This is a genomic window from Hymenobacter arcticus (genome assembly GCF_054779975.1).
Map to the genome: position 1 here is coordinate 236937 of NZ_BAAGXF010000006.1, position 20486 is coordinate 257422.

Sequence of the window (20486 nt, forward strand, 5' to 3'; positions counted from 1 at the left end):
TGGGAATGGAAAGGTAACTATTTCGCTGCCTGACGCTTAGCTAAGGCCGCGTATACAGCTTTGCGGAAGCGCGGTACCAGGTCGGGCGTGTTGTTGTGAGGAAATTTTTGGGTGTAGAGTAGTACCACCAGGTGCTCCTTGGGGTCAACCCAGTAGTCGGTGCCAAAGGCGCCGCCCCACTCGTAGCTGCCTACCGACTGCCCGGTTTGGGCCGCGCCGGCCGGCGTCACGATACTAAAGCCCAGGCCAAACTTGTTCAGCCCCTGGTTCACGTCGCCAATCTGGTTCTGGGTCATCAGGTCCACCGTGCTGGGTTTCAGCAGGCGGTGACCGCCGTAGGTGCCGCCGTTGAGCAGCATTTGCAGGAAAACGGCGTAGTCATCGATGGTCGAAGACAGCCCGCCGCCGCCCGAAAAGTAGGTGCCGGCCTGGTTGGGAAAGTCGGGCCGTAAACTCAGCATACCGCTTGCCGGCATGGGCACGGTGCGCCCTTGGTACTCGGTGTAGAGCGGCACGAGGCGGCTTTGCCGGTCGGCGGGTAGGTAGAAATAGGTGTCGCGCATACCCAGCGGCTCAAACACGTGGGCGCGCAGGTACTGGTCGAGCGGCTGCCCGCTCAGCACCTCAATCAGGCGGCCCAGCACATCCACGCTAAGGCCGTAGGTGAAGCGCTCGCCGGGCTGGTGCATCAGCGGCTGGCGGGCCAGCACGTCGATGGCCGGGCCCAGCGTGCCCTGCGGCGAGCCCACCCCCGACGGTACGTGTGCCTTGGCATAAATGGCCCGCGCCTCGGCCGAGCCAATCACCGCGTAGCCAATGCCCGAGGTGTGCGTCAGCAGCTGCCTGATAGTCACTTCACTGCGCGCCGGTACGGTGGTGAAGGTGGTGTCCTTGGCGTTGAAGCTGGCCAACACCCGCGGGTGAGCAAAGGCCGGCAGGTACTTGCTGATAGGGTCGTCGAGCTGAAACTTGCCCTGGTCGTAGAGCTTCATCAGGCCCACGCTCGTGATGGCCTTGGTTTGGGACGCAATGCGCTCGATGGCATCGGGGCGCAGCGGTGTTTTGGCGGCATCGGCGTAGCCGAACGCCTTGTGGTACACTACTTTACCATCGCGGGCCACCAGGGCAATCACGCCCGGCAGCCGCCCATCGGCCACGTAGCCTTGCAGCAGCTTGTCGAGCTGCCGCAGGCTTTCGGGGTTGACCCCCACGCTGGCGGGTGCTGCCACCGGCAGTACGGCCGAAGCCGGGGCCGCGACGGGCGCGGCCGGCTGGGCTAGCCCCGGCGCAGCGCCCCAGGCCCCGAGTGCCAGCAGCCAACCCAGGCAAATAGTTCGCATAGTCATCGTCTGCAAAATTGGTAACCCGCGGGTCAGCGCCGTGAAATTCGTCGTATTTCGGGCTAAGCCGTGGCCCGTACCGTGCGCTGCTCAATGCGCTTTTCGTAGTGCTCGCCCTGAAAAATGCGCTGCACGAATATCCCCGGCGTGTGAATCTGGTTGGGGTCGAACTCGCCGGCGGGCACCAGTTCCTCCACCTCGGCCACGGTGATTTTGCCGGCTGTGGCCATCATGGGGTTGAAGTTGCGGGCTGTGCCTTTGTAGATGAGGTTGCCGGCGGTATCGCCCTTCCAGGCTTTCACGAAGGCAAAATCGGCAGTGAGACCGGTTTCGAGCAAATACATTTTGCCATTGAACTCACGGCTTTCCTTGCCTTCTCCCACCTCGGTGCCGTAGCCGGCCGGGGTGTAAAAGGCCGGAATGCCCGCCCCGCCCGCCCGGCAGCGCTCGGCCAGCGTACCCTGCGGAATCAATTCTACCTCCAGCTCGCCGGCCAGCAGTTGCCGCTCAAACTCGGCATTCTCGCCCACGTAGCTGCTTATCATCTTGCGCACCTGCCGCGTTTGCAGCAGCCGCCCAATGCCGAAGTCATCGACGCCCGCGTTGTTGGAGATGCAGGTAAGGTCCTTCACGCCGAGGCGCAAAATCTCCTGAATGGCGTTTTCGGGGATGCCGCAGAGGCCGAAACCGCCGAGCATCAGGGTCATGCCATCGGCCAGGCCCGCGAGGGCGGCCTGGGCGTTGGCTACAGTTTTGGTTATCATGGGTGGGAAAGGAAAGCCGGGGGCCGATAATTCACCGGCAAAAATTCACCTATTTTTTCGAAACCCCAGCGTTCGTCAGTGCATACGGCTGGTAGCTGGTGCCGGTAGCCTATTGTTACTGCGCAGTCCCACGCAATGCCAGCCCTGGCATCTAGGGCGTTGCTTTGGTCGCGCTTGCGGACGAAGCCGCGGCCGGGTCGTAGTCAAACGGCAGAAACTCGCCAATTTTCTCGAAGCCCCAGTACTCACCCAGCGACACGGCTGCCGAGTTGCGCAGTGTGCCGTTGGGCTGAATCTCGGCCTCGCGGCCCTGCAAGCGCAGGCGCGACACCTGGCGCTTGGCCGGGTAGGGCGACTTGCGCGGCTCGGGCCCGATGGTGGACATGGGCTGGTCGTAGCGCGGGTCGGGGGCCTCGCCAAAGTGGCATACTTGCAGCTCCTGCGTGAAGCGCAAGTAGGTGTGGCGGCCATCGACCGACACGTAGCGTACGCTGTCAATGGGCCGGGCCAGGGGGTAAAGCGTAGCCGTCACCGGGGCTGCGTCGCCCCATTTAGTGAGCGAATCCTGCTCGGCCGCGGTGAAGTTGCCGTCGGGCCGGCGGCGCTGCAAGCGGCGGCGCAGGCTGTCGGTAAGCTCAAAGCGGCGGTTGGGCACCAGGCGCACCTGCTGGGTCAAAAAGCCGTCGGCCTTGAGGCTCTTGTGGTACACGCTGCGCAAAAAGTGCCGAAACGAGCCCGTGTAGGCCGCTACGCGGTTCAGCTGCCACTGGCGCTGCTGGGCGGCATCGCGCGGGGTCATTTCCTCAAATACCGGCTGGCCATTAAAGCCAACAAAATCAGTATCAGGGTTATAGGTGAAAAACATGCCGAAGTACTTGAGCCGGTAGCCCAGGGCCTGGTTTTCCACCTGCACAAAGTTTTTGGCCGAAGCCGTCAGCTCCTTGGTCGAGTCGTTGGTGTACACCACGATGTCCTTGGGGTTGGTAATCTGGCACTGCTGCGAAAACGTGCTCTGGCCCAGAAACAGGTCGCTGAATTTTTTATAGTCTTCCGGCCGGTGAGCGCTGGCTTGCACTACCACCTCTTCCAGCTGCGGCCCGGCCGAGCCGAGTAGTATGGTTACTTCCTGCGGTGTTTTGGAGTTGGCGATGGTGACAACTTGTTTGCCCAAACGGTAGCCCACGTAGGAGCCCACCACGTCGTAGGTGCCCGCCGGCACCTTGCTGAATTCAAACTGCCCCTGCTCGGTAGTAGTGGCCCCGAGCGTGGTATTGGCCAAAAACACGCTAGCAAACGCCAGCGGCTGGTGGGTAACCGAGTCCTGCACCACGCCCGTGAGGCGACCCTGCGCCTGTGCGGCACCCGCCAGCGCCAACCAGCAGCCAGCGGCTAAGATAAATCGTAAAACTTTCATTAAGAATAAGTTAATGCACTACGGAAAGCGGGTAAACTACCGCCCCAGGGCCGTCCGGGTAGCCAGCGCATCGAGCGCCAGTTGCGTCGTGAGGGCGGCGAGGCCGTCGTATTTTTCCTCGCCCCGCAGCCAGGCAACGAATTCCAGGGTCAGTAATTGCCCGTAGAGGTCGCCGCTAAAGTCCAGGATATTGACCTCAATGGTCTGGGCCAGGTCGGCCCCGATGGTGGGCCGCACGCCAATGCTGAGCATGCCCGGGTGCCGCGTGCCCGCCGCCGTGGTCACCCACACCGCGTAGATACCGATGGCCGGCATCAGCTTTAGCTTATCAGTAACGTGCAGGTTAGCAGTAGGGTAGCCAATAGTGCGGCCGAGCTGCTGGCCCGTTACTACCACGCCCGTGAGCGGGTACTCGTAGCCGAGGCAGGCGGTGGCGGTGGCCACGTCGCCGCCCCGCAGCGCCCGCCTGATGAGGGTGCTACTCACGCCCACGGCATCCACGTCCTGGCGCGGAATTTCTTCCAGCGTGAAGCCGTAGCGCGCCGCGTGCTGGCTGAGGTAGTCAAAGCCGCCCTCCCGGTTTTTGCCGAAGCGGTGGTCGTAGCCAATTACCAAGTGCTTGGTATGAACCGCTTTAAGAAGTAGCTCCTGGATGTACTCCTCCGACGTCCACTGCGCAAACTCGCGGGTAAAGGGCATCACCAGCAGGTAATCGACCCCAAACTCGGCCAGCCGGGCCACGCGCTCTTCCAATGTGTTGAGCAATTGCAGCTCCAGCAGCTCGGGGTGCGAGGGCGGCGGCCCCAGCACCAGGCGCGGGTGGGGCCAGTAGGTGATAACCACGGCCGGGCCGCCCACCGCGTCGGCCACCTGCCGCAGGCGCCCCAAAATGCGCTGGTGGCCCCGGTGCACCCCGTCGAAGGTGCCGCTCGTGACCACGGCGTTGGCAAGGTGGGGAAATTCGGCGGGGTCGGTGATGACTACCATGAATCGCAGATTACACAGATTACGCAGATTTTGGGATTACGCAGATTCGGATGACTGCGGCGATTCCGGGGTATTTGGGGCCGCTGCCGGCTGGTTTGCGGCCTGCTGGCTAGCGTAGTATTCGAGGCCCACGCGGGCTGCCTTAATGCGCTCACGGCGCGGGCGCTCGGGGCGGGTGGTGGTGCCTTCGGCCTCGGGGCGGGGCGGGCGCAGGGCCTGCACCTCGGCCACCGTCCAGGCGTCGGCTAGGCGGTACTCGCCGATGCGGGTGCGCACCAAGCGCGTGAGGTGCGCGCCGCAACCCAGCGCCACGCCCAGGTCGCGGGCCAGGCTGCGGATGTAGGTGCCCTTCGAGCACACCACCCGAAAGTCGATGTCGGGCAGCGCAATGCGCGTTAGTTCAAACACCTTAATGTCAACGGTTTTCGACTTGATAACCGCCTCCTCGCCCTTGCGGGCCAGCTCGTAGGCGCGCTGGCCATCCACTTTCACGGCCGAAAATACCGGCGGTATCTGCTCGATTTTGCCCACAAACGTGGCTACGGCCGCTCGTATTTCGGCCTCCGTGAGGTGGGCGTAGGGCTGCTCGGCGTCCACGGGCGTTTCGAGGTCGAAGCTGGGCGTGGTCTGGCCCAGCCGGAAGGTGCCCTCGTACTCCTTTTCCTGCGCTTGAATGAGGTCTATCTCCTTGGTTTTCTTGCCGGTGCATAAAATGAGTAGGCCGGTAGCCAGCGGGTCGAGGGTGCCGGCGTGCCCTATTTTGCGCGGGCGCAGCGTGTTCTTCACCTTGCGCACCACGTCGAACGACGTCCAGGTCAGCGGCTTATCGAGCAGGAGCACTTCGCCCTTCTCAAAATCAAAAGCCGCCAGCTGTTTTTTCTCACTCATACCAACTGTAAATTAAGGCCTATTCCAATCATGAGCAGCAGCAAGCCGCCCACAATGATGCGGTAGATACCGAAGGCCCGGAAACCATACTTTGCCACGAAGCCCACGAACAGCCGGATGGCCAGCAGCGCCACCACAAAGGCTACTACGTTGCCGAGCAGCAGCAGCTTTATCTCCTCGCTCGAAAACAAATGTCCCAGGTCAATACCTTGAGCGTGAGCGTCTTTATAGTAGTCGTAAATGTCTTTCACCGCCGCCGCCGCCATTGTGGGCATGGCCAGGAAAAAGGCAAACTCGGCCGCCGCCTTGCGCGTGAGCTTTTGGGTGAGGCCGCCGATGATGGTGGCTGCCGACCGGCTCACACCCGGCACCACGGCCAGGCACTGAAACAGGCCAATGAAAAACGCCTCCTTATAGCTGGGGTTCGTGACGGGGTGGCCGCCCGCCTGGGAGTCCTCTTGCGGAAACCACTTATCCACGAATAGCAGCACGATGCCGCCCAGCAGGAGCATCACCGCCACCGTCGTCACCGATTCGAGCAGCGCGTCGATGTGCTTTTTGAGCAGTAGCCCCACTACTACAATGGGCATAAAAGCCACCAGGAGCTTGAGGTAGAAGTCGAAACTCTGGAAAAAGCGCTTCCAGTACACCACCAGCACCGACAGAATAGCCCCGAGCTGAATGACAACCAAAAACAGCTTCACAAACGGCGTAGCCGCGATGCCCAGCAGCTTGGAGGCGATAATCATGTGGCCAGTGCTCGACACGGGTAGAAATTCAGTGATTCCTTCCACAATGGCGAGCAACAGCGCGTGCCAGTAAGTCATTTTAGTAAGTAAATAATAATCAAACAGTTGTGCCAATTATCATTGCGAGCCTGCGAAGCAATCGCACCTGAATGAACTACTGGAGTATCGTTCAGGTGCGATTGCTTCGCAGGCTCGCAATGACAGAGGTGCTATGTAGCAGCGAACTAGCTGGGGCGCTTGTAGGCGGGCCGGGCCGGCGTGGCGGGCGGCACTGCTACCGGCGTAGCAATCGGCTGAGTAGTAGCCACTGGCGCGGCGGCTACGATGGGGGCCACCGGCACCATTTCGCCGGGGTTGCTGCGCACCATAATGGCGGCAAACTCAATCACGAAGCCCACGAACAGCAAAATCGGCCCCAGCGTGAGGCCCAAAAAGCCCTCGCCGTACTCGGCCTTATCGAGCATCATGGTGATGAAGCCCGCAGCCAGCACGGCTAGGCCCAGCCACATCAAACGAAAATTGCGGGGGCCAAAGGCGAAGCGCGGGGCGGCAGAAGTTGGTTGCATAAATAAGGTAGAAAGAAAGCGCGTTGGCCAAGCAAGACACTCTTTTATAGTTACTTAGTAGAGCTCGTCGAGCGAAACGTTGAGGTATTTGTTCACGGCCCAAAATGAGCTTAAAAAGCCGATGGCTGTGCCTAGGCCCAACACGCCGGCCAGCAGCAAGCCAATAAGGTGGTCGTCGCGCAGCAGGCGTAGCTGCGCAATTTCGAGGTAAGCGTATTGCAGCAGGCCGAGCAAAATGAGCACGGCCAGTGCGCCGCTGGCTAGGCCCTGCCAGGTGGCGCGCCGCAGAAACGGCTGCTGGATAAAGAACCGCGTAGCGCCCACCAGTTGCATGGACCGGATGAGCAGCCGCTGCGAAAACATGGCCAGCTTGATGGTATTATTAATCAAAATGACCACCACCAGCACGAGCACCGCCGCAAAGCCCACCAGCAGCAAGCTTACCCGCGCCAGGTTCTGGTTGATGCTGGTAAAGAGGCTCTTAGGGTACTGCACCTCAAACACGCCGCGCATCTGGCCCAGGCTGCGGCCCAGCTGGCGCAGGCTGGCGGTGTCGGTGTGCGTGGGGTTCACTTTGAGCACGTAGGCATCGCGCAAGGGATTGTCATCCAAGAAGTTGTGGAAATCTTCGCCGGTAGTTTCGAGCAGCTGGCGGGCGCCTTCCTCCTTGCTCACGAAGCGTACCTGCGGGCGGCCACTTTTTTCGGCCACGTAGGGCTGGTGCTCCAAGTCTTGCTGCAGGCGCAGCAGCTCGGTTTCGGGCAGGTTGCGCTCCAGGTACACCTGCACTTCCAGGTTTTCGCGCACTACCTCGCCCAGCTTGTGCGCGTGGAGCAGCAGCAGGCCAAACAGCCCGATAACCACCAGGGCCAGCGTGATGCTGAACACCACCAGCAGGGTAGGGTAGGAGCCAAGTGTCTTTTTGCGGGGCCGGGCCATAGGGGGCAAAGGTACGCTTGCCTTTAATTGGGAAGGAATAATTATTGAGCAAGCCTTGCTTCCTGGCTCATTCGTGCTGCTCACGCACTATTTATTTACCCAACTACTTAATAAATAAGCTGATAGGGGTCGGGCTGTTGCATCAGCTCGTGCCAGCGGGCACTGATGAGTTTGGCGTAGCGCAAGGCGTTGAGCCCATAGTGGCCCAGGGCGAAGCCATCGTTGCACTCTACCACTAGGGTGCGCCCGTCCGCTGTCACGCCAAAATCGATGCTACACCCGGCCGGCTTGGTTGCCCACGCGGCGAGGGTGGCGCGCACCACGGCGGGGTCAGGGAAAAGGTCCCAGCGGCCGCGGTAGCCGCGCAAGTCGTAGAGCTCGCCGTGGCGCACAAACCCCCGTCATTCCGACGCAAACTCCACTACTTCTGAGCAGCTAACGGGCTGGTCGTAGTTTTGAAAAGCGGTGCCTTGCAAGTCGTGCGCCGTGTGCACCACGCGCCCGGTGAAGCCTTTCTGGACTGTAGACTTCACAAAAACGGGCCACGTTTCAGGGTGGTTAGCTACCTGGGAAAGGACGGTAGGCCAGATGCGCCGGCCGTAAAAAGCAGCTAACTCCGCCGGGTAATCGAGGGGCGGCGGCGGCGGCAGGCCCAACTGGGCGAAGGCAAACGCCGCGTCGCGCAGATACCCCACTACAATATCACCCGGCCCCAGCTGGGCTTGCAGCTCGGGAAGCGTATCGAAAAACAGCACTTCGTAGCCCAGTTCCTGAAAGCCAGCCAACGCGGCATAGCCATTTTCGCTGGCCGGAATACGTAGCCCTAATACCTTGTCGAAGCGGGTATGAATGTGGACCGTAAACATGGGAAAGTCAGCCAGGTGTTGAAAAGGTAGCTAAGTGGTAAGGTGATATTTCTTGGTTTGATTAACAATAAGTTGCGAGTAAAAAATTGTTAATTAACTTATGAGCAAGTACTTACAGTGTCGTGCGCCGGTCTTCATCCACCGTCAGTACTTCGCGGGCGCGGCGGGCGTCGCGCTCACGGCGGCTCTGGTTTTCGCGCCCAAACAACTCGCTGATGGTGTTGAACTCCTTGGTGTGCAGCAGCGAAATGCCGGCGCGGGGCTGGTTCACGCTGGTCACGATGTTGTCGCGCGGGGTGGTTTCGTAGCGCAGCTTGGCCCGAAATTTCCCGTCGGAACGCAGGAAGTATTCGAGGCTGAAGTCGCCGATGAGCGACGATTGGGTGGCCGAGTAGGGCAGGCCGGTGTTGGGATTAATGGCCGAGCTAGTCGAGTTGCTGATGCCGCCCTCGCGGGTGAGGCGCAGGCGGCCGTCGAGAAACGAGTAGCTCAGGCGCACTTGCAGCGCCTGGAGCTGGTCGGCGGTGAGGCCGTTGATGTTGAAGTCGATTTCGAGATTCTGGTCAATCTGCGAGGTGAGCACGCCGAGCTGCGACGAAATAATCTGGCCCAGGCTGTTCTGCACTGCGTTGCCCTGCCCCGTGAGCGAGATGCCGCTGAAGCTGTTGCTGTTGGTAGGCGATAAGGTGCGGAAAACCAGCAAGCTAAATACCTGACGGTTAAGCTCCTGCTCATCATTACGCAGCAGCGCAATGAACGCCGCCAGGTCGTTTTGCAAAGAGCTGGGCGCGTCGTCAAACTCCAGCGCCAGCTTGATAACCGGCAGCAGCAGCGGCCCGGTCAGGTTCATGACGGCCGTCACGGGCACTACCGCGCCGCTGGTGCCCGAGCCGCTGGTGGACAGAATAGGGGCCAGCGACGTGCGCTGGGTGTAGGTGGCCGTCACGTTCATCTGGCCATCAAGCGGGTCGCCGTTCCAGGTGATAACGCCGCCCGGCTGCACCACAAACTCCTTATTAACAAGGCCTTGCAAGGTGAAGTTGTACGCGCCCCGCACAATCTCCACCTGCCCGTACATGTTGAAGTCGCCGCGCGTGTCAATAGCCAGGCGCAGCTGGCCGGTGGCGGTGCCCCGAATCACGTCGCCGGTGGCTTCGTCTAGCAAGATTTCCAGGTAGGCGTCGGGCGTCACCGTCAGGTTCATATTCAGCTGAATACCCGACAAATCGACCTTGTCCTGGGCCGCGATAACGGCCGCCTGCCGGGCTTGCCGGCGGCGCACCGAGTCGGACAAGTTGCGGTTCACAAACTTGATATAGCTGGCTTGCTGCGCTTTAGCCGCATTGTCGAGGGGCAGGGCCAGGCGGGTACCGGCCTCCGAGTTGGCGGTCACGTTCACCACCAGGTCGTCGGCGGGGCCGCGCACGGTGGCCGTGCCGCTAGCGTAAGCCGTGCCGAAATACATGTCATTATCGCGCCGCGTGGTGCGCAGTACCTGAAACTTGCGGAAGCTAGCGCTGATATCCAGCACCATATTCTGAAAGCCCTGGTGCCGGATAATGCCATCCACCGTACCCAGGTTGCCCTGCGTGTCGCGCAGCTGGATTTTACTGAATGCTATCGACGTGGTAGTGAAGCTAATACGGTCGTTGAACCGGTACGTGGTGCCCAGGTAGCCGAAGGTGAAGCGGCCGTCTTTCACGTCCACGGACCCCGTAATGGTGGGCGCGCTAAACATTCCGCCCAGCTGCAAGCGCCCCTGCCCGGTGCCGCCCAGGTTTTGCAGAATGCTACCCAAAAACGGCTGCGCCAGCACCACGGGCGCGTCGTTCAGCTCGCCTACCAGGTTGAACTGCTGCGTGTTGGAGCGCGGCGCGAGGTAGCCCGTCACGGTGAGCACGCGCTGCTGCTGGCGGGCCACGTCGAGGTTCACGCGCAGCTGGCCGCTGGGGTTGTCCCATTCGCCGCGCCCGGCTACCTGCCCAATGGGCGTGCCCTCGTACACCAGCGAATCGACGGCCAGCGTGCTATTGACCGCCAGTTGATTGTACACGCCGCTCACGGTGGCCTGCATATTCAACCGCCCGCCCAGCCGCTGATTAATAACGGAGTTGAGCGAGGCCAAATCGAGGTTGGCAATGTCCAGCTTGAGCGGTGGCTGGCCCGCATCGGGCGAAATGATGCCCTGGGCGCTCAGGCGCTCACGGCCGCTGGTGAGGCTAAAATTTTGAATATCCAGCACCTTACCGTAGTCACTGATTTTGACCGAGTTATCGGCCGCAATCACGTAGTCGCGGTCCAGCAAATGCAGCCCGCTGCGCCGAAAAACCACCTGTACCGCCCGCGGCAAAAACTCCAGCGCCCCGTTGATGTCGGCGCGGTTGGTGGTGCCGCTCTGGGCCAGCGAAGTCGAAAAATTGATGCGCTGCTGGTCCCACACGCCTTCCAATACGAATTTCTCGGTGCGGCCCAGGGTTGGAACCAACTGGCGGTCAGATGTTAAGCTGGCCTGGGCCAGCACCTCGGGCTGGTAGGGCAGCTTGGAGGTGGTGAAGTCAAACTCGGTAGCCACGGTGTGCACCGGCCCGTACCAGATGCTGTCAAACTTACCCCCAAGCTGCAAAATCGACGTTTCGCCCTGCCGAAACGAGCCGTCGAGGTGGCTGTGGTCGGCCACCTGCAAGTCGGGCTGAAATAAATTCAGCAACGGGTTGATATGCTTGAGGTTAATATCTAGCTCAACGGCATACACGGGCAGCCGCACTTGGCGCTTGCGCCGGTAGTAGTCGGCCGTGGCGGCGGCGTTACTCTCAAAATTGAGCCGGTACTCGTGCCAGAGCGTCTGCAAGTCGCGTGACACGGCCGCCACTTCAAAGGCCCCGTTGGCGGTGAGGTCCAGCAGCTCCGAGCGCAGCGTTACCTGGCGCTGGCCGCGGCTGTTGCGGCTGCTGTTCACATCCAGTGTATCGAGGTCGAGGCTCTGGCCGCGCAGCGTGAAGTGCGAGCCGCGTAGCTGTGCCGTGCCCAGCAGCGAGTCGAGCTGGGTGCCGCGCAGGTTCACGCGGGCCGTGGTGCTCACCGTGAGCGGCACGCTCATCAAACCCAGCGTAGCCAAGTTGGCGTGCGCGATAGTAGCCTGCACGTCAATACGCTGGTGGCGCGGGTCGAGGTTGAAATCGCCATTGGCGACGAGGCGCACGGCCGGGTCGTTGGCCGTCACCTTGCCCTTGAAACCCTGCCCGGCAAAGTCGCCGTCGAGGCTGATGTTGTGGTAGCGGTAGCCATTTAGCCAGATAGCGGGCACACTCACCACGGCGTGGCCCTTGGCCACGGGCGGCACAAAGCCAGTGCCGCGCACCTTGCCATTCAGCGTTATGTCGCGGATAACCGACTCATCGCCAATAAATTTGCCCAGGTTGAAGGCCGTGCTGCGAATGGTGCCCTCATATACGGCATGGTCAAAGTCGCTCTTGGTTTTGAGGTTCACGTCGGTCGAAATCGCCCCCAGCGCCGTGCTGAAATTGGCCTTGCCCACAAAGTCGTTATAGAAGCCAATGAACTCACCGTCAAGCTTTATCAAACCCAGGCGCTGCACCAGCCGGTTGGCCGAGGTGGGCAGGAAGCGGCGCAGGTCGGCGGCATCCACCTGCGAGGGTTGCAGGCGCAAGTCAATCAGGCTTTCGCGCCAGCGCGGCAGGTTGCTGGCCGAGGCCCGGCTGGCCACCACGTGCGTGCGCCGGCCGTAGCGTAAGTCGAGGTTTTTAATCTGAAAATCACGTACATAGCCCTTGGCATCGCCCGAAATAAAGATGGAGTCTTTCAGCGAAGCCAGGTCGGGGGCAAACTTGGCAATGTCGTCGGTATAAAGCTTGGTGCCGCGCAATTGCGTCACCACCCGCATCGAGTCGTTGAAGTCGGAGAAATTGCCAAAGCGCTTGTACTCAAAGCGCAGGTACTTGCGCAGCTCGCTCCGGCCCAGCCGCAGCGTGAGGCCATCAAACTCCCAGAAATGCTTGTTATACTGAATGTTAGCCGTTAGCTCACGCAGGTTGGTGTGTGAGGGTGTCTCCACGGCCCGTAGGCCGGCCACGCGGGCGCGCAGGGTGTCGGTTTTCCAATTCAGCGCCGAAATGTCGGCGTAGATGCTATCGACCTGCATGTGCGCGTAGTCCACGGCCTTGCCGTAGTATTTCTCGCGGGGCCGGTCGGGCCGCTCCAGCGTAAACTGCCCGTTGCGAATGGCTACGTCGTGCAGCTGGAAATCGAAGGGCTTCGAGGTAGTCGTATCGGGCGGCCCGCTCAGGCGCTTGATAGCGCGCAAAAGCTGGTCGAGCGTGGTCGAATCAGGCTGCCCGGCCACGTCGCGCAGCGCAAAGTGCGGCTCGGTGAGCGTGAGCGTGCCCACGTGCAGGTGCCGGGGGTCAAACACCGAAAAGAGCTGAATATCAGCGTCGGCGCGGCCCACGGCTATCAGCTCGCCGCCGCGCCGGTCCAGCACCCGCACGCCCTCCAGCAGCACATGCGAAAACGGCCGCACATCGACGCTGCCAATGGTGACGGACTGCCCCAGCTTTTGCGATAGCACCTGGGCTACTTGCCGCGCCACCCGCGTTTGCACGCTTGGCACGCGCAGCGCCAGCAATATGCCGCCCACCGCCAGCACCAGCACCACGGCCAGCCCAAGCAAGATTCGGAGCAGAATACGGAGGACGCGACGCACGAAAAACAGCAGCAGCAGGTTGATAAATAGGACCCAAACGAGCGTAACCTAACGCAAAGGTGCGGCTTTTAGCGCACAACGAGTGCGCAAACGCACGCAGTAGTCCCCAGGTTCGCCCGACCTTTACGGTTTCGCTATTGCATAACAAAGCACAAGCTGTCTGTCCTTGCGGGCGCAACGCAGTGGAGCGCGGCAATCGCACTAGCACGACACCCGAGCGATTTCGTTCTGATGCGATTGCCGCGCTCCACTGCGTTGCGCTCGCAAGGACAATTGACTGATAACTGATAATTGAAATGACCATCTTAGCCATCGAATCGAGCTGCGACGACACCGGCGCGGCCGTATTTCAGAACGGCCAGCTGCTGAGCAACGTGGTAGCTGGCCAGGCCGTGCACGCGCAATACGGCGGCGTGGTGCCCGAGCTGGCCTCGCGGGCGCACCAGCAGCACTTGCTGCCCGTGGTCACGGCCGCGCTGCGCCAGGCGGGCATCAGCAAAAACGACCTCGACGCGGTGGCTGTCACGCAGGGGCCGGGTTTGCTGGGCTCCTTGTTAGTAGGTAATTTATTTGCCAAAACGCTGGCTTTGGCGCTGGGTAAGCCGCTGCTGGCCGTGAACCACATGCGGGCGCACATTCTGGCGCACTTTATTCGGGAGCCGCGGCCGGCATTCCCATTTCTGTGCCTCACCGTGAGTGGCGGCCACACCCAGCTGGTGGTGGTACGCGGCGCGGCCGAAATGGAAATCCTGGGCCAGACCATTGACGACGCGGCCGGCGAGGCCTTCGATAAAACGGCCAAGCTGCTCGGCCTGCCCTACCCCGGCGGCCCGCGCCTCGACAAGCTCGCCCAAACTGGCAACCCGCACCGCTTCCCCTTCCCTGAAGGCGCGCTCGAAGGCTACAACTTCTCCTTCAGCGGCCTGAAAACGGCGGTGCTCTACTTCCTCAAAAAGCAAACTGCCGCCAACCCCAATTTCATCCAGGAAAACCTGGCCGACCTCTGCGCCAGCATCCAGCACACCATCGTGCAAACGCTGCTTAAGCAGCTCAAAAAAGCGGCCCAAGCCACTGGCTTGCAGCAGGTAGCGCTGGCAGGCGGCGTAGCCGCCAACTCGGGCCTGCGCCAGGGCTTGCAGGCGCTGGCCGAAGCTGAAGGCTGGGCGGTATTCATCCCCGATTTTGAGTTTTGCACCGATAATGCGGCAATGGTGGGTCAGGCGGCCATTTTTCAATACGAAGCCGGTGACTTCGCTAGCCAGCTCACCAGCCCCGACCCGAGGTTGAAATTGACGTGACGCATGGGTAACTGCGTATACTGCGCCTGGTAATCCGTTCAACGGTGGGCGCGTGCGACGCGCCCCTATGCCCGTGCCGACTGCATCAGCGAAATCTGCCCAATCTGCGAAAATCTGCGATTTATGAAAGACAAGACCCCCGCTAACATCAACATCAAGAACCGCCGCGCCGGCCACGACTACACGTTCCTGGCCAAGTACGACGCGGGCATGATGCTGCAAGGCACCGAGATAAAAAGCATCCGCGCCGGCGAGGCCAACCTGCAAGACGGCTACTGCACCTTCGACCACAAGGGCGACCTGTGGGTGCACAGCGTGCGCATAGCTCCTTATACGCTAGGTACTTACAACAACCACGACGCCATGCGCGCCCGCAAGCTACTGCTCAACAAGCGCGAGCTCAAGCAGCTGGCCGGCAAAATGGATACTGGCCTCACCATCATTCCGTTGCGTTTGTTCGTAACCGACCGCGGCTTTGCCAAAATCGAGATTGCGCTGGCCCAGGGCAAAAAGCTGTTCGACAAGCGCGAAGACCTTAAAGCCAAAGACCAGAAGCGCGAAATAGAGCGGTTCGTGCGATAGGGTAAGAAGGTGAGGGCTCGCAGAAGAACGTCATGCTCATCTAGTGTCCACGCAGTGCAGCATCTCTACCGCCTCATTCAACGAAGCGGTAGAGATGCTGCACTGCGTGGACACTAGATGAGCATGACGTTCTTTGTGACACTTCCTATTTTAATTTTCCCCAAACTTGAACCACGGTATTTGTGCGCTGAGCGCCGTTCCCGTCCGCGCCGAGCCCACTGACCGCGCCGAGCTGGTCACCGAGTTGCTGTTTGGCGAGTGCTACACCGTGCTGGCCGCGCAGGGCAACTGGCTGCGCATAGAGGCCGCCGCCGATAAGTACCTGGGCTGGATGGATGCCAAGCAGCACTGCCCGGTGAGCCCCGAATATTTCACTGCCTGGGGTGCCCAGGACCACCCCCGCGCCCTCGATGTGGTGCAGGTAGTATCTAGCGCCGCCATGCGCCAGCCCATCACGCTGGGCTGCCGACTGCCCTTTTTTGATGGCATGACGCTGAAGCTGGGTGATGATAACGCGCTGTTTTACAACGGCACAGCTACCAACCTGGCGCAGGCGTGCCTGCCCGAGCGCCAACTGGTGCTACTGCGCAAAATGGGTCAGCAGTTCCTGCGCGCCCCCTACGTATGGGGCGGCAAAAATATCTTCGGCATCGACTGTTCGGGGCTGATGCAGACGCTGTTTGGCCTGGTCGGCATCCAGTTGCCGCGCGATGCCAAGCAGCAGATTGCGCTCGGCGAGCCCGTCGATTTTGTGACCCAGGCCCAGCCTGGTGATTTGGCTTTTTTCGATAATGCCGACGGGGCCATCGTGCACGTAGGTTTGGTGCTGGACGAAGGTCTCATCCTGCACGCCCACGGCGAGGTGCGCCTCGACCCGCTCGACCACCACGGCATCTTCAACCGCGAGCGGCAGAAGTACAGCCATAAGCTACGCCTAATCAAGCGGTTGTTGTAGCGTGGACTCTGTGAGTCCGCGCGTGAAAGCGTTGAACAACGTTCCCACGCGCGGACTCACAAAGTCCACGCTACTACCACGTTATCGCCTGCTCGCCGTGTCCCTTCAGCCACGCATTAGTCTGGCTGAAAGGCTTGGAGCCGAAGAAACCCCGGTCTGCCGAGTAAGGCGACGGGTGCGCAGCCTTGAGAATTAGGTGCTTGCTAGCGTCAATTAATTCTTCTTTCTTCTGGGCATAGGCGCCCCAGAGGATGAATACCACGTGCGGCCGGCCCGCCGACACCTGCTTGATAACGGCATCGGTAAACTCTTCCCAGCCTTTTTTCTGGTGCGAGCCGGGCGTGGCGGCCCGCACGGTGAGCGTGGCATTGAGCAGCAGCACGCCCTGCTGCGCCCAGCGGTCGAGGTTGCCGTTGGCGGGGGCTGGCGTGCCCGGAATATCGGCTTGCAGTTCCTTGAAAATATTTTGCAGCGACGGCGGCGTGCGGATGCCCTCATTCACAGAGAAGGCCAGGCCGTGCGCCTGGTTTTTGCCGTGGTAGGGGTCCTGGCCCAGAATAACTACCTTCACTTCCTCGAAGGGGCAAGCATCGAAGGCATGAAAAATCTGTGAGCCCAGCGGGTACACAGCGGCGGTGGCGTACTCACCCTTTACCCAAGCCGTGAGCTTTTGAAAATAGGGTTTTTCAAATTCGGCGGCGAGTACGGGCTGCCAGCTTTCGGCGATTTTGACCATGTGAGAGGAGGAAATGGAAAAGGAAAAAAGCCACAACTAAACTGCCGGGCCGGGCGTTGAGACTACAAAACCGAACTTCTGGGGCGACTGTTGTCCCGGCAGCGTAATTTTGTGGGCCGCCCCTATGCCAACTACCACTACGCAGGGCGTAACCGTTACGGTTACGACCAATTACTTGCCCGACTATTCGAGCCCCGCGCAGGAACACTTCGTGTTTGCCTATCGCATTGATATTCGCAACGATAGCGAATTTACCATCAAGCTCCTGCGTCGTCATTGGTTTATTTCCGACGTGGGCACTGTGCTGCGCGAGGTGGAAGGCGAAGGCGTAGTAGGCCGCACGCCCGTGCTGGAGCCTGGCGAAACGCACCAATACGTGAGCGGTTGTAACCTCAAATCGGGCATGGGCAAGATGCGCGGCACCTACCTCATGGAGCGCCTGGCCAGCGGCGAGCACTTCCAGGTCAACATCCCCGAATTCACCCTCATGGTGCCGTTTCGGATGAACTGATTCTTGTTTAGCTGTTAGCTACTAGCTGTTAGCTTTTTTAGCCCGGCCTTCTGGACGAAGCTAACAGCTAACAGCTAACATCTCAATCTTGTACCAACTCTTCGCTTACCTCCGCTACTGGCTGCTGCGCTCGGGCAATGCCCACGGGCTACATTCGCCGTTTGTGTTTGGGCTGTACACCACCGTTATCCGGCACACGGGTGACTACCAGGCGTTTGCGCGTATCGAAAAGCGCCGCTTGGCGCTGCTAGCCAGCGAGCAGGTGCTGGACGTAACCGATTTTGGGGCCGGCTCGCAGGTGGCGGGCGCGGGTGGCCGCCGCCGGCCGGTGCGCGATATCGCCCGCCACGCCGCTAAGTCGCCGCGCCTGGCGCAGCTGCTGTTTCGGCTGGTCAACTACTTTCGGCCCGCCACCATTCTGGAGTTGGGCACGTCGTTGGGCCTCACCACCGCCTACCTGGCCCTGGCCGACTCGCGGAGCCAGGTTATCACCTTCGAGGGCTGCCCTAATACCGCCGCTGTGGCTCGCCAAACGTTTGACGAGCTGGGTGTTAAGAATGTGCGCCTCATGGAAGGCAACCTCGACCAGACGCTGCCCGCCACGCTGGCCAGCCTGAGCCAGCCGCTCGATTTTGTGTTCTTCGATGGCAACCACCGCTACGAGCCCACGCTGCGCTACTTTGAAGCCTGCCTGGCCAACGCCCACGAAAACAGCGTGTTCGTGCTCGATGATATCCACTGGTCGGCCGAGATGGAGCAGGCCTGGGTGGCTATTAAAGCGCACCCCTCGGTGACGGTCACGATTGACTTGTTCTACGTGGGGCTCGTATTTTTTCGCAAGAAGCAGCGGCGCGAAGATTTCTGGCTGCGGTACTGAGCTGGTGCTACAAGATACTGTGGGCTTGGGTAAGTAGCTGCGCCCGGGTCGGCCGGTCGGCCTGGCTCAGCGCCACCAGGAAGAGTCCCAGCCGCACTGCATCTACCCGCATCGCGCCCAATGCAATGTTCAGCTCTTGAAAGCCCAGGGCCTTATTTAGCTGCGCCACGCCGCGCCCAAAGAAGCCCTTGCGGCGGGAGGGCTCAAATTCTTTCGGAACTACCAGGCAAATAAAGGTCTGCCGATTAATCTCCGTTAGGTACACTTCCTCAATAAGTTGCCAGTTGATGAAGTCGCGGTGCGTAGTACGGTCAAAAATGCCTACTTCGTTGATAATCAGCTTCGGGCGGCGGTCGAGCAGCTGGTAGATGCCCAGCGGGTAGCTCAGGCCAAAGAAGCCAATATTGAGCCACGCCACCCACTGTGGCGCGTGCGGCTGCCCGAGCATGAAGCAACCGAGCCCGACAAAAACCGAGCACAACAGCATCATTTTAATAGCTTGCCACGGCGACTTATAGATTTTTACTTCCGTCATGGCAAGCTATTTTGATAAATAAAGCCGGGTCAACTACCTGGCTTACGCGTTCAGGCCCTGGGGGTTAACGTCGCCGCTGGGGCGCACGGCCTCGCGCACGCGGGTGAGGCGCTGCAACAGGGCTTCGAGCTGGTCGAGGGGCAGCATGTTGGCCCCGTCGGAGAGGGCGGTGGCGGGCGTGGGGTGTGTTTCGATAAACAGGCCGTCGGCCCCCACCGCAATGGCGGCCTTGGCAATGGTTTCGATGAGGGCGGGCTGGCCGCCGGTAACGCCGCTGGCCTGGTTGGGCTGCTGCAAGGAGTGGGTCACGTCCATCACCACGGGCACGCCAAAGCTGCGCATGGTGGGCAGGTTGCGAAAGTCAACCACCAAGTCGCTGTAGCCAAACGAGTTACCTCGGTCGGTGAGGATAACGTTGGGGTTGCCCGCGCCCTGTACCTTATCCATGGCCCAGCGCATGGCCTCGCCATTTAGGAACTGGCCCTTCTTGATATTCACCACTTTACCGGTTTTGGCGGCGGCCACCAGCAGGTCGGTCTGGCGGCAGAGGAAGGCCGGAATTTGCAGCACGTCCACGTATTCGGCGGCCAAGGCGGCCTCGTCCGATTCGTGAATATCGGTCACGGTGGGCACGCCGATTTCGCGCCTCACTTTTTGCAGAATGCGCAGCGCCGTTTCGTCGCCGATGCCCGTGAACGAGTCGAGCCGCGAGCGGTTGGCCTTGCGGTACGAGCCCTTAAAAATGTACGGAATCTGGAGCTTATCGGTGATGTGCTTGATGCGCTCGGCAATGCGCAGGGCCATATCTTCGCCTTCGATGACGCAGGGCCCGGCCATCAGAAAAAACTGGCCGGAATTGGTGTTGCGGAAGTGGGGGAGGGCCTGGGCGAGGGAGGTAAGCATCGGTAAAGGAGTGAGTGAGTAAATGAGTAGGCTGTCATTGCGAGCCTGCGAAGCAAGCGCACCCGCACGATTACAGAACGACTGGCGCGCCCGGCGCGGGTGCGCTTGCTTCGCAGGCTCGCAATGACGGGCGTGTTTAGTTCTTTCGCAGGCAAATAAACAGCTCGCGTCCGGCGCGGGCGGGCAGCGAGTTATACGCCGTACTAAAGTGAATGAACTCGAAATACGGCTGAAAGTAGGCCGCGTACTCCGCGCGGCTGCCGCCGAATGGCGGCTCGGTAGCGCCCGCAAACTCGGCGTCGAAGAGCAAGCCCACCAGCTTGCCGCCCGGCCGCAGCAGCGCGGCGCACTGACGGGCGTAGGCGGGCCGCAGGGCGGGGTCGAGGGCGCTCACGAACGTTTGCTCGATGAGCAAATCGAAGGGCTCGGTGGGGGAAATGGTGAAGAAATCTACTTGCCGAAGGTTCGCTTGCGGAAAATCGGGCACGCGGGCGGCCAGCGCGGCCAGGGGCGCGGTGGCCAGGTCGGCCACTACCACGTGCCGGAAGCCCCGGCGGTGCAGGTACTCGGCTTCGTAGGCGCGGCCGGCCCCCGGAATCAGAATGCGAAGTTCTTGACTAACTGGTAGTTGGTCGAAGTAGGCACGCAGGGGCGGGGTGATGCGCCCGGCATCCCAGCCGGCGCGCCCGGGAGTGGCGTAGCGCGCCTGCCAGTAGGCGGCATCGAAGGCCGGAAAAACCGTTTGCATAAGAGCTAATTATAACGACGACCGGAGCCGATTGGAAATTTCGCCTATTTTTACCCGTCACAAAGGTAGGCGCTAGCCCAGCCGACCCCGGTTGCCCGCCCTTTTTCC

General features: G+C 60.9%; 18 protein-coding genes and 1 pseudogene. 5 read left to right on the forward strand and 14 right to left on the reverse strand.

Annotation, left to right across the window (positions count from 1 at the left end):
* Positions 1–17: 17 nt before the first annotated feature.
* The 10 genes and pseudogenes from ACYVGC_RS12950 to ACYVGC_RS12995 all read right to left on the reverse strand — a co-directional run bounded on the left by ACYVGC_RS12950 (position 18) and on the right by ACYVGC_RS12995 (position 13233).
* Complete coding sequence (locus tag ACYVGC_RS12950; RefSeq protein WP_460584247.1) at positions 18–1340, reverse strand: serine hydrolase domain-containing protein; 1323 nt, start codon at positions 1338–1340, stop codon at positions 18–20.
* 62 nt (positions 1341–1402) lie between these two features.
* On the reverse strand, positions 1403–2104 hold the full coding sequence (locus ACYVGC_RS12955) for a CoA transferase subunit A (RefSeq protein WP_460584248.1): 702 nt from the start codon (positions 2102–2104) through the stop codon (positions 1403–1405).
* Positions 2105–2255: 151 nt separating this feature from the next.
* Positions 2256–3518: a carboxypeptidase-like regulatory domain-containing protein gene (locus ACYVGC_RS12960; RefSeq protein ID WP_460584249.1), complete on the reverse strand. Its 1263-nt coding sequence runs from the start codon at positions 3516–3518 to the stop codon at positions 2256–2258.
* A gap of 36 nt (positions 3519–3554) precedes the next feature.
* Positions 3555–4505 carry a bifunctional riboflavin kinase/FMN adenylyltransferase gene (locus ACYVGC_RS12965; protein WP_460584250.1) on the reverse strand — a complete coding sequence of 317 codons (951 nt, stop codon included), beginning with the start codon at positions 4503–4505 and terminating at the stop codon, positions 3555–3557.
* Positions 4506–4541: 36 nt separating this feature from the next.
* A complete protein-coding gene (gene truB, locus ACYVGC_RS12970; RefSeq protein WP_460584251.1) occupies positions 4542–5393 on the reverse strand; it encodes a tRNA pseudouridine synthase B in 852 nt (283 codons plus the stop codon).
* Positions 5390–6220 carry an undecaprenyl-diphosphate phosphatase gene (locus tag ACYVGC_RS12975; RefSeq protein ID WP_460584252.1) on the reverse strand — a complete coding sequence of 277 codons (831 nt, stop codon included), beginning with the start codon at positions 6218–6220 and terminating at the stop codon, positions 5390–5392. The genes truB and ACYVGC_RS12975 overlap by 4 nt, the downstream gene beginning before the upstream one ends.
* Before the next feature lie 146 nt (positions 6221–6366).
* A complete protein-coding gene (locus ACYVGC_RS12980) occupies positions 6367–6708 on the reverse strand; it encodes a DUF3098 domain-containing protein (RefSeq protein WP_460584253.1) in 342 nt (113 codons plus the stop codon).
* Positions 6709–6762: 54 nt separating this feature from the next.
* Positions 6763–7647 (reverse strand): cell division protein FtsX, encoded by an 885-nt coding sequence (locus ACYVGC_RS12985; protein ID WP_460584254.1) that lies wholly within the window; start codon positions 7645–7647, stop codon positions 6763–6765.
* 107 nt (positions 7648–7754) lie between these two features.
* Positions 7755–8513 (reverse strand): annotated as a pseudogene (locus ACYVGC_RS12990) (ATP-grasp domain-containing protein).
* Positions 8514–8625: 112 nt separating this feature from the next.
* Positions 8626–13233 (reverse strand): translocation/assembly module TamB domain-containing protein, encoded by a 4608-nt coding sequence (locus ACYVGC_RS12995; RefSeq protein ID WP_460584255.1) that lies wholly within the window; start codon positions 13231–13233, stop codon positions 8626–8628.
* A gap of 296 nt (positions 13234–13529) precedes the next feature.
* Between ACYVGC_RS12995 and tsaD the strand changes: the two genes are divergently transcribed.
* From tsaD to ACYVGC_RS13010, 3 genes are all read left to right on the forward strand, one after another.
* Positions 13530–14531 carry a tRNA (adenosine(37)-N6)-threonylcarbamoyltransferase complex transferase subunit TsaD gene (gene tsaD / locus ACYVGC_RS13000; RefSeq protein ID WP_460584256.1) on the forward strand — a complete coding sequence of 334 codons (1002 nt, stop codon included), beginning with the start codon at positions 13530–13532 and terminating at the stop codon, positions 14529–14531.
* Between the two features lie 123 nt (positions 14532–14654).
* Complete coding sequence (gene smpB, locus ACYVGC_RS13005; protein ID WP_460584257.1) at positions 14655–15113, forward strand: SsrA-binding protein; 459 nt, start codon at positions 14655–14657, stop codon at positions 15111–15113.
* A gap of 166 nt (positions 15114–15279) precedes the next feature.
* Positions 15280–16068, forward strand: a complete 789-nt coding sequence (locus ACYVGC_RS13010; RefSeq protein ID WP_460584258.1) for a C40 family peptidase — start codon at positions 15280–15282, stop codon at positions 16066–16068.
* Positions 16069–16141: 73 nt separating this feature from the next.
* Here ACYVGC_RS13010 and ACYVGC_RS13015 read toward each other — a convergent pair whose 3' ends face one another.
* The gene (locus tag ACYVGC_RS13015) at positions 16142–16804 is read right to left on the reverse strand and encodes a uracil-DNA glycosylase (RefSeq protein ID WP_460584259.1); all 663 of its coding nucleotides are present in this window, start codon (positions 16802–16804) and stop codon (positions 16142–16144) included.
* Positions 16805–16928: 124 nt separating this feature from the next.
* Between ACYVGC_RS13015 and apaG the strand changes: the two genes are divergently transcribed.
* Together apaG and ACYVGC_RS13025 are read left to right on the forward strand one after the other, a co-directional pair.
* Positions 16929–17315 (forward strand): Co(2+)/Mg(2+) efflux protein ApaG, encoded by a 387-nt coding sequence (gene apaG / locus ACYVGC_RS13020; protein WP_460584260.1) that lies wholly within the window; start codon positions 16929–16931, stop codon positions 17313–17315.
* Positions 17316–17403: 88 nt separating this feature from the next.
* Entirely contained in the window at positions 17404–18192 is a 789-nt protein-coding gene (locus ACYVGC_RS13025; RefSeq protein WP_460584261.1) for an O-methyltransferase, read from the forward strand.
* Between the two features lie 7 nt (positions 18193–18199).
* Here ACYVGC_RS13025 and ACYVGC_RS13030 read toward each other — a convergent pair whose 3' ends face one another.
* The 3 genes from ACYVGC_RS13030 to ACYVGC_RS13040 form a co-directional block, all read right to left on the reverse strand.
* Complete coding sequence (locus ACYVGC_RS13030; protein ID WP_460584262.1) at positions 18200–18727, reverse strand: STM3941 family protein; 528 nt, start codon at positions 18725–18727, stop codon at positions 18200–18202.
* A gap of 42 nt (positions 18728–18769) precedes the next feature.
* Positions 18770–19630: a 3-deoxy-8-phosphooctulonate synthase gene (gene kdsA, locus ACYVGC_RS13035; RefSeq protein WP_460584263.1), complete on the reverse strand. Its 861-nt coding sequence runs from the start codon at positions 19628–19630 to the stop codon at positions 18770–18772.
* Between the two features lie 136 nt (positions 19631–19766).
* The gene (locus tag ACYVGC_RS13040; RefSeq protein WP_460584264.1) at positions 19767–20378 is read right to left on the reverse strand and encodes a class I SAM-dependent methyltransferase; all 612 of its coding nucleotides are present in this window, start codon (positions 20376–20378) and stop codon (positions 19767–19769) included.
* Positions 20379–20486 lie beyond the last annotated feature (108 nt).

Bases quoted from the DNA above. Each gene is read 5' to 3' on its own strand.
- ACYVGC_RS12950 (WP_460584247.1), bottom strand. From the start codon at position 1,340: ATGCGAACTATTTGCCTGGGTTGGCTGCTGGCACTCGGGGCCTGGGGC.
- ACYVGC_RS12955 (WP_460584248.1), bottom strand. From the start codon at position 2,104: ATGATAACCAAAACTGTAGCCAACGCCCAGGCCGCCCTCGCGGGCCTG.
- ACYVGC_RS12960 (WP_460584249.1), bottom strand. From the start codon at position 3,518: ATGAAAGTTTTACGATTTATCTTAGCCGCTGGCTGCTGGTTGGCGCTG.
- ACYVGC_RS12965 (WP_460584250.1), bottom strand. From the start codon at position 4,505: ATGGTAGTCATCACCGACCCCGCCGAATTTCCCCACCTTGCCAACGCC.
- truB (WP_460584251.1), bottom strand. From the start codon at position 5,393: ATGAGTGAGAAAAAACAGCTGGCGGCTTTTGATTTTGAGAAGGGCGAA.
- ACYVGC_RS12975 (WP_460584252.1), bottom strand. From the start codon at position 6,220: ATGACTTACTGGCACGCGCTGTTGCTCGCCATTGTGGAAGGAATCACT.
- ACYVGC_RS12980 (WP_460584253.1), bottom strand. From the start codon at position 6,708: ATGCAACCAACTTCTGCCGCCCCGCGCTTCGCCTTTGGCCCCCGCAAT.
- ACYVGC_RS12985 (WP_460584254.1), bottom strand. From the start codon at position 7,647: ATGGCCCGGCCCCGCAAAAAGACACTTGGCTCCTACCCTACCCTGCTG.
- tsaD (WP_460584256.1), top strand. From the start codon at position 13,530: ATGACCATCTTAGCCATCGAATCGAGCTGCGACGACACCGGCGCGGCC.
- smpB (WP_460584257.1), top strand. From the start codon at position 14,655: ATGAAAGACAAGACCCCCGCTAACATCAACATCAAGAACCGCCGCGCC.
- ACYVGC_RS13015 (WP_460584259.1), bottom strand. From the start codon at position 16,804: ATGGTCAAAATCGCCGAAAGCTGGCAGCCCGTACTCGCCGCCGAATTT.
- apaG (WP_460584260.1), top strand. From the start codon at position 16,929: ATGCCAACTACCACTACGCAGGGCGTAACCGTTACGGTTACGACCAAT.
- ACYVGC_RS13030 (WP_460584262.1), bottom strand. From the start codon at position 18,727: ATGACGGAAGTAAAAATCTATAAGTCGCCGTGGCAAGCTATTAAAATG.
- kdsA (WP_460584263.1), bottom strand. From the start codon at position 19,630: ATGCTTACCTCCCTCGCCCAGGCCCTCCCCCACTTCCGCAACACCAAT.
- ACYVGC_RS13040 (WP_460584264.1), bottom strand. From the start codon at position 20,378: ATGCAAACGGTTTTTCCGGCCTTCGATGCCGCCTACTGGCAGGCGCGC.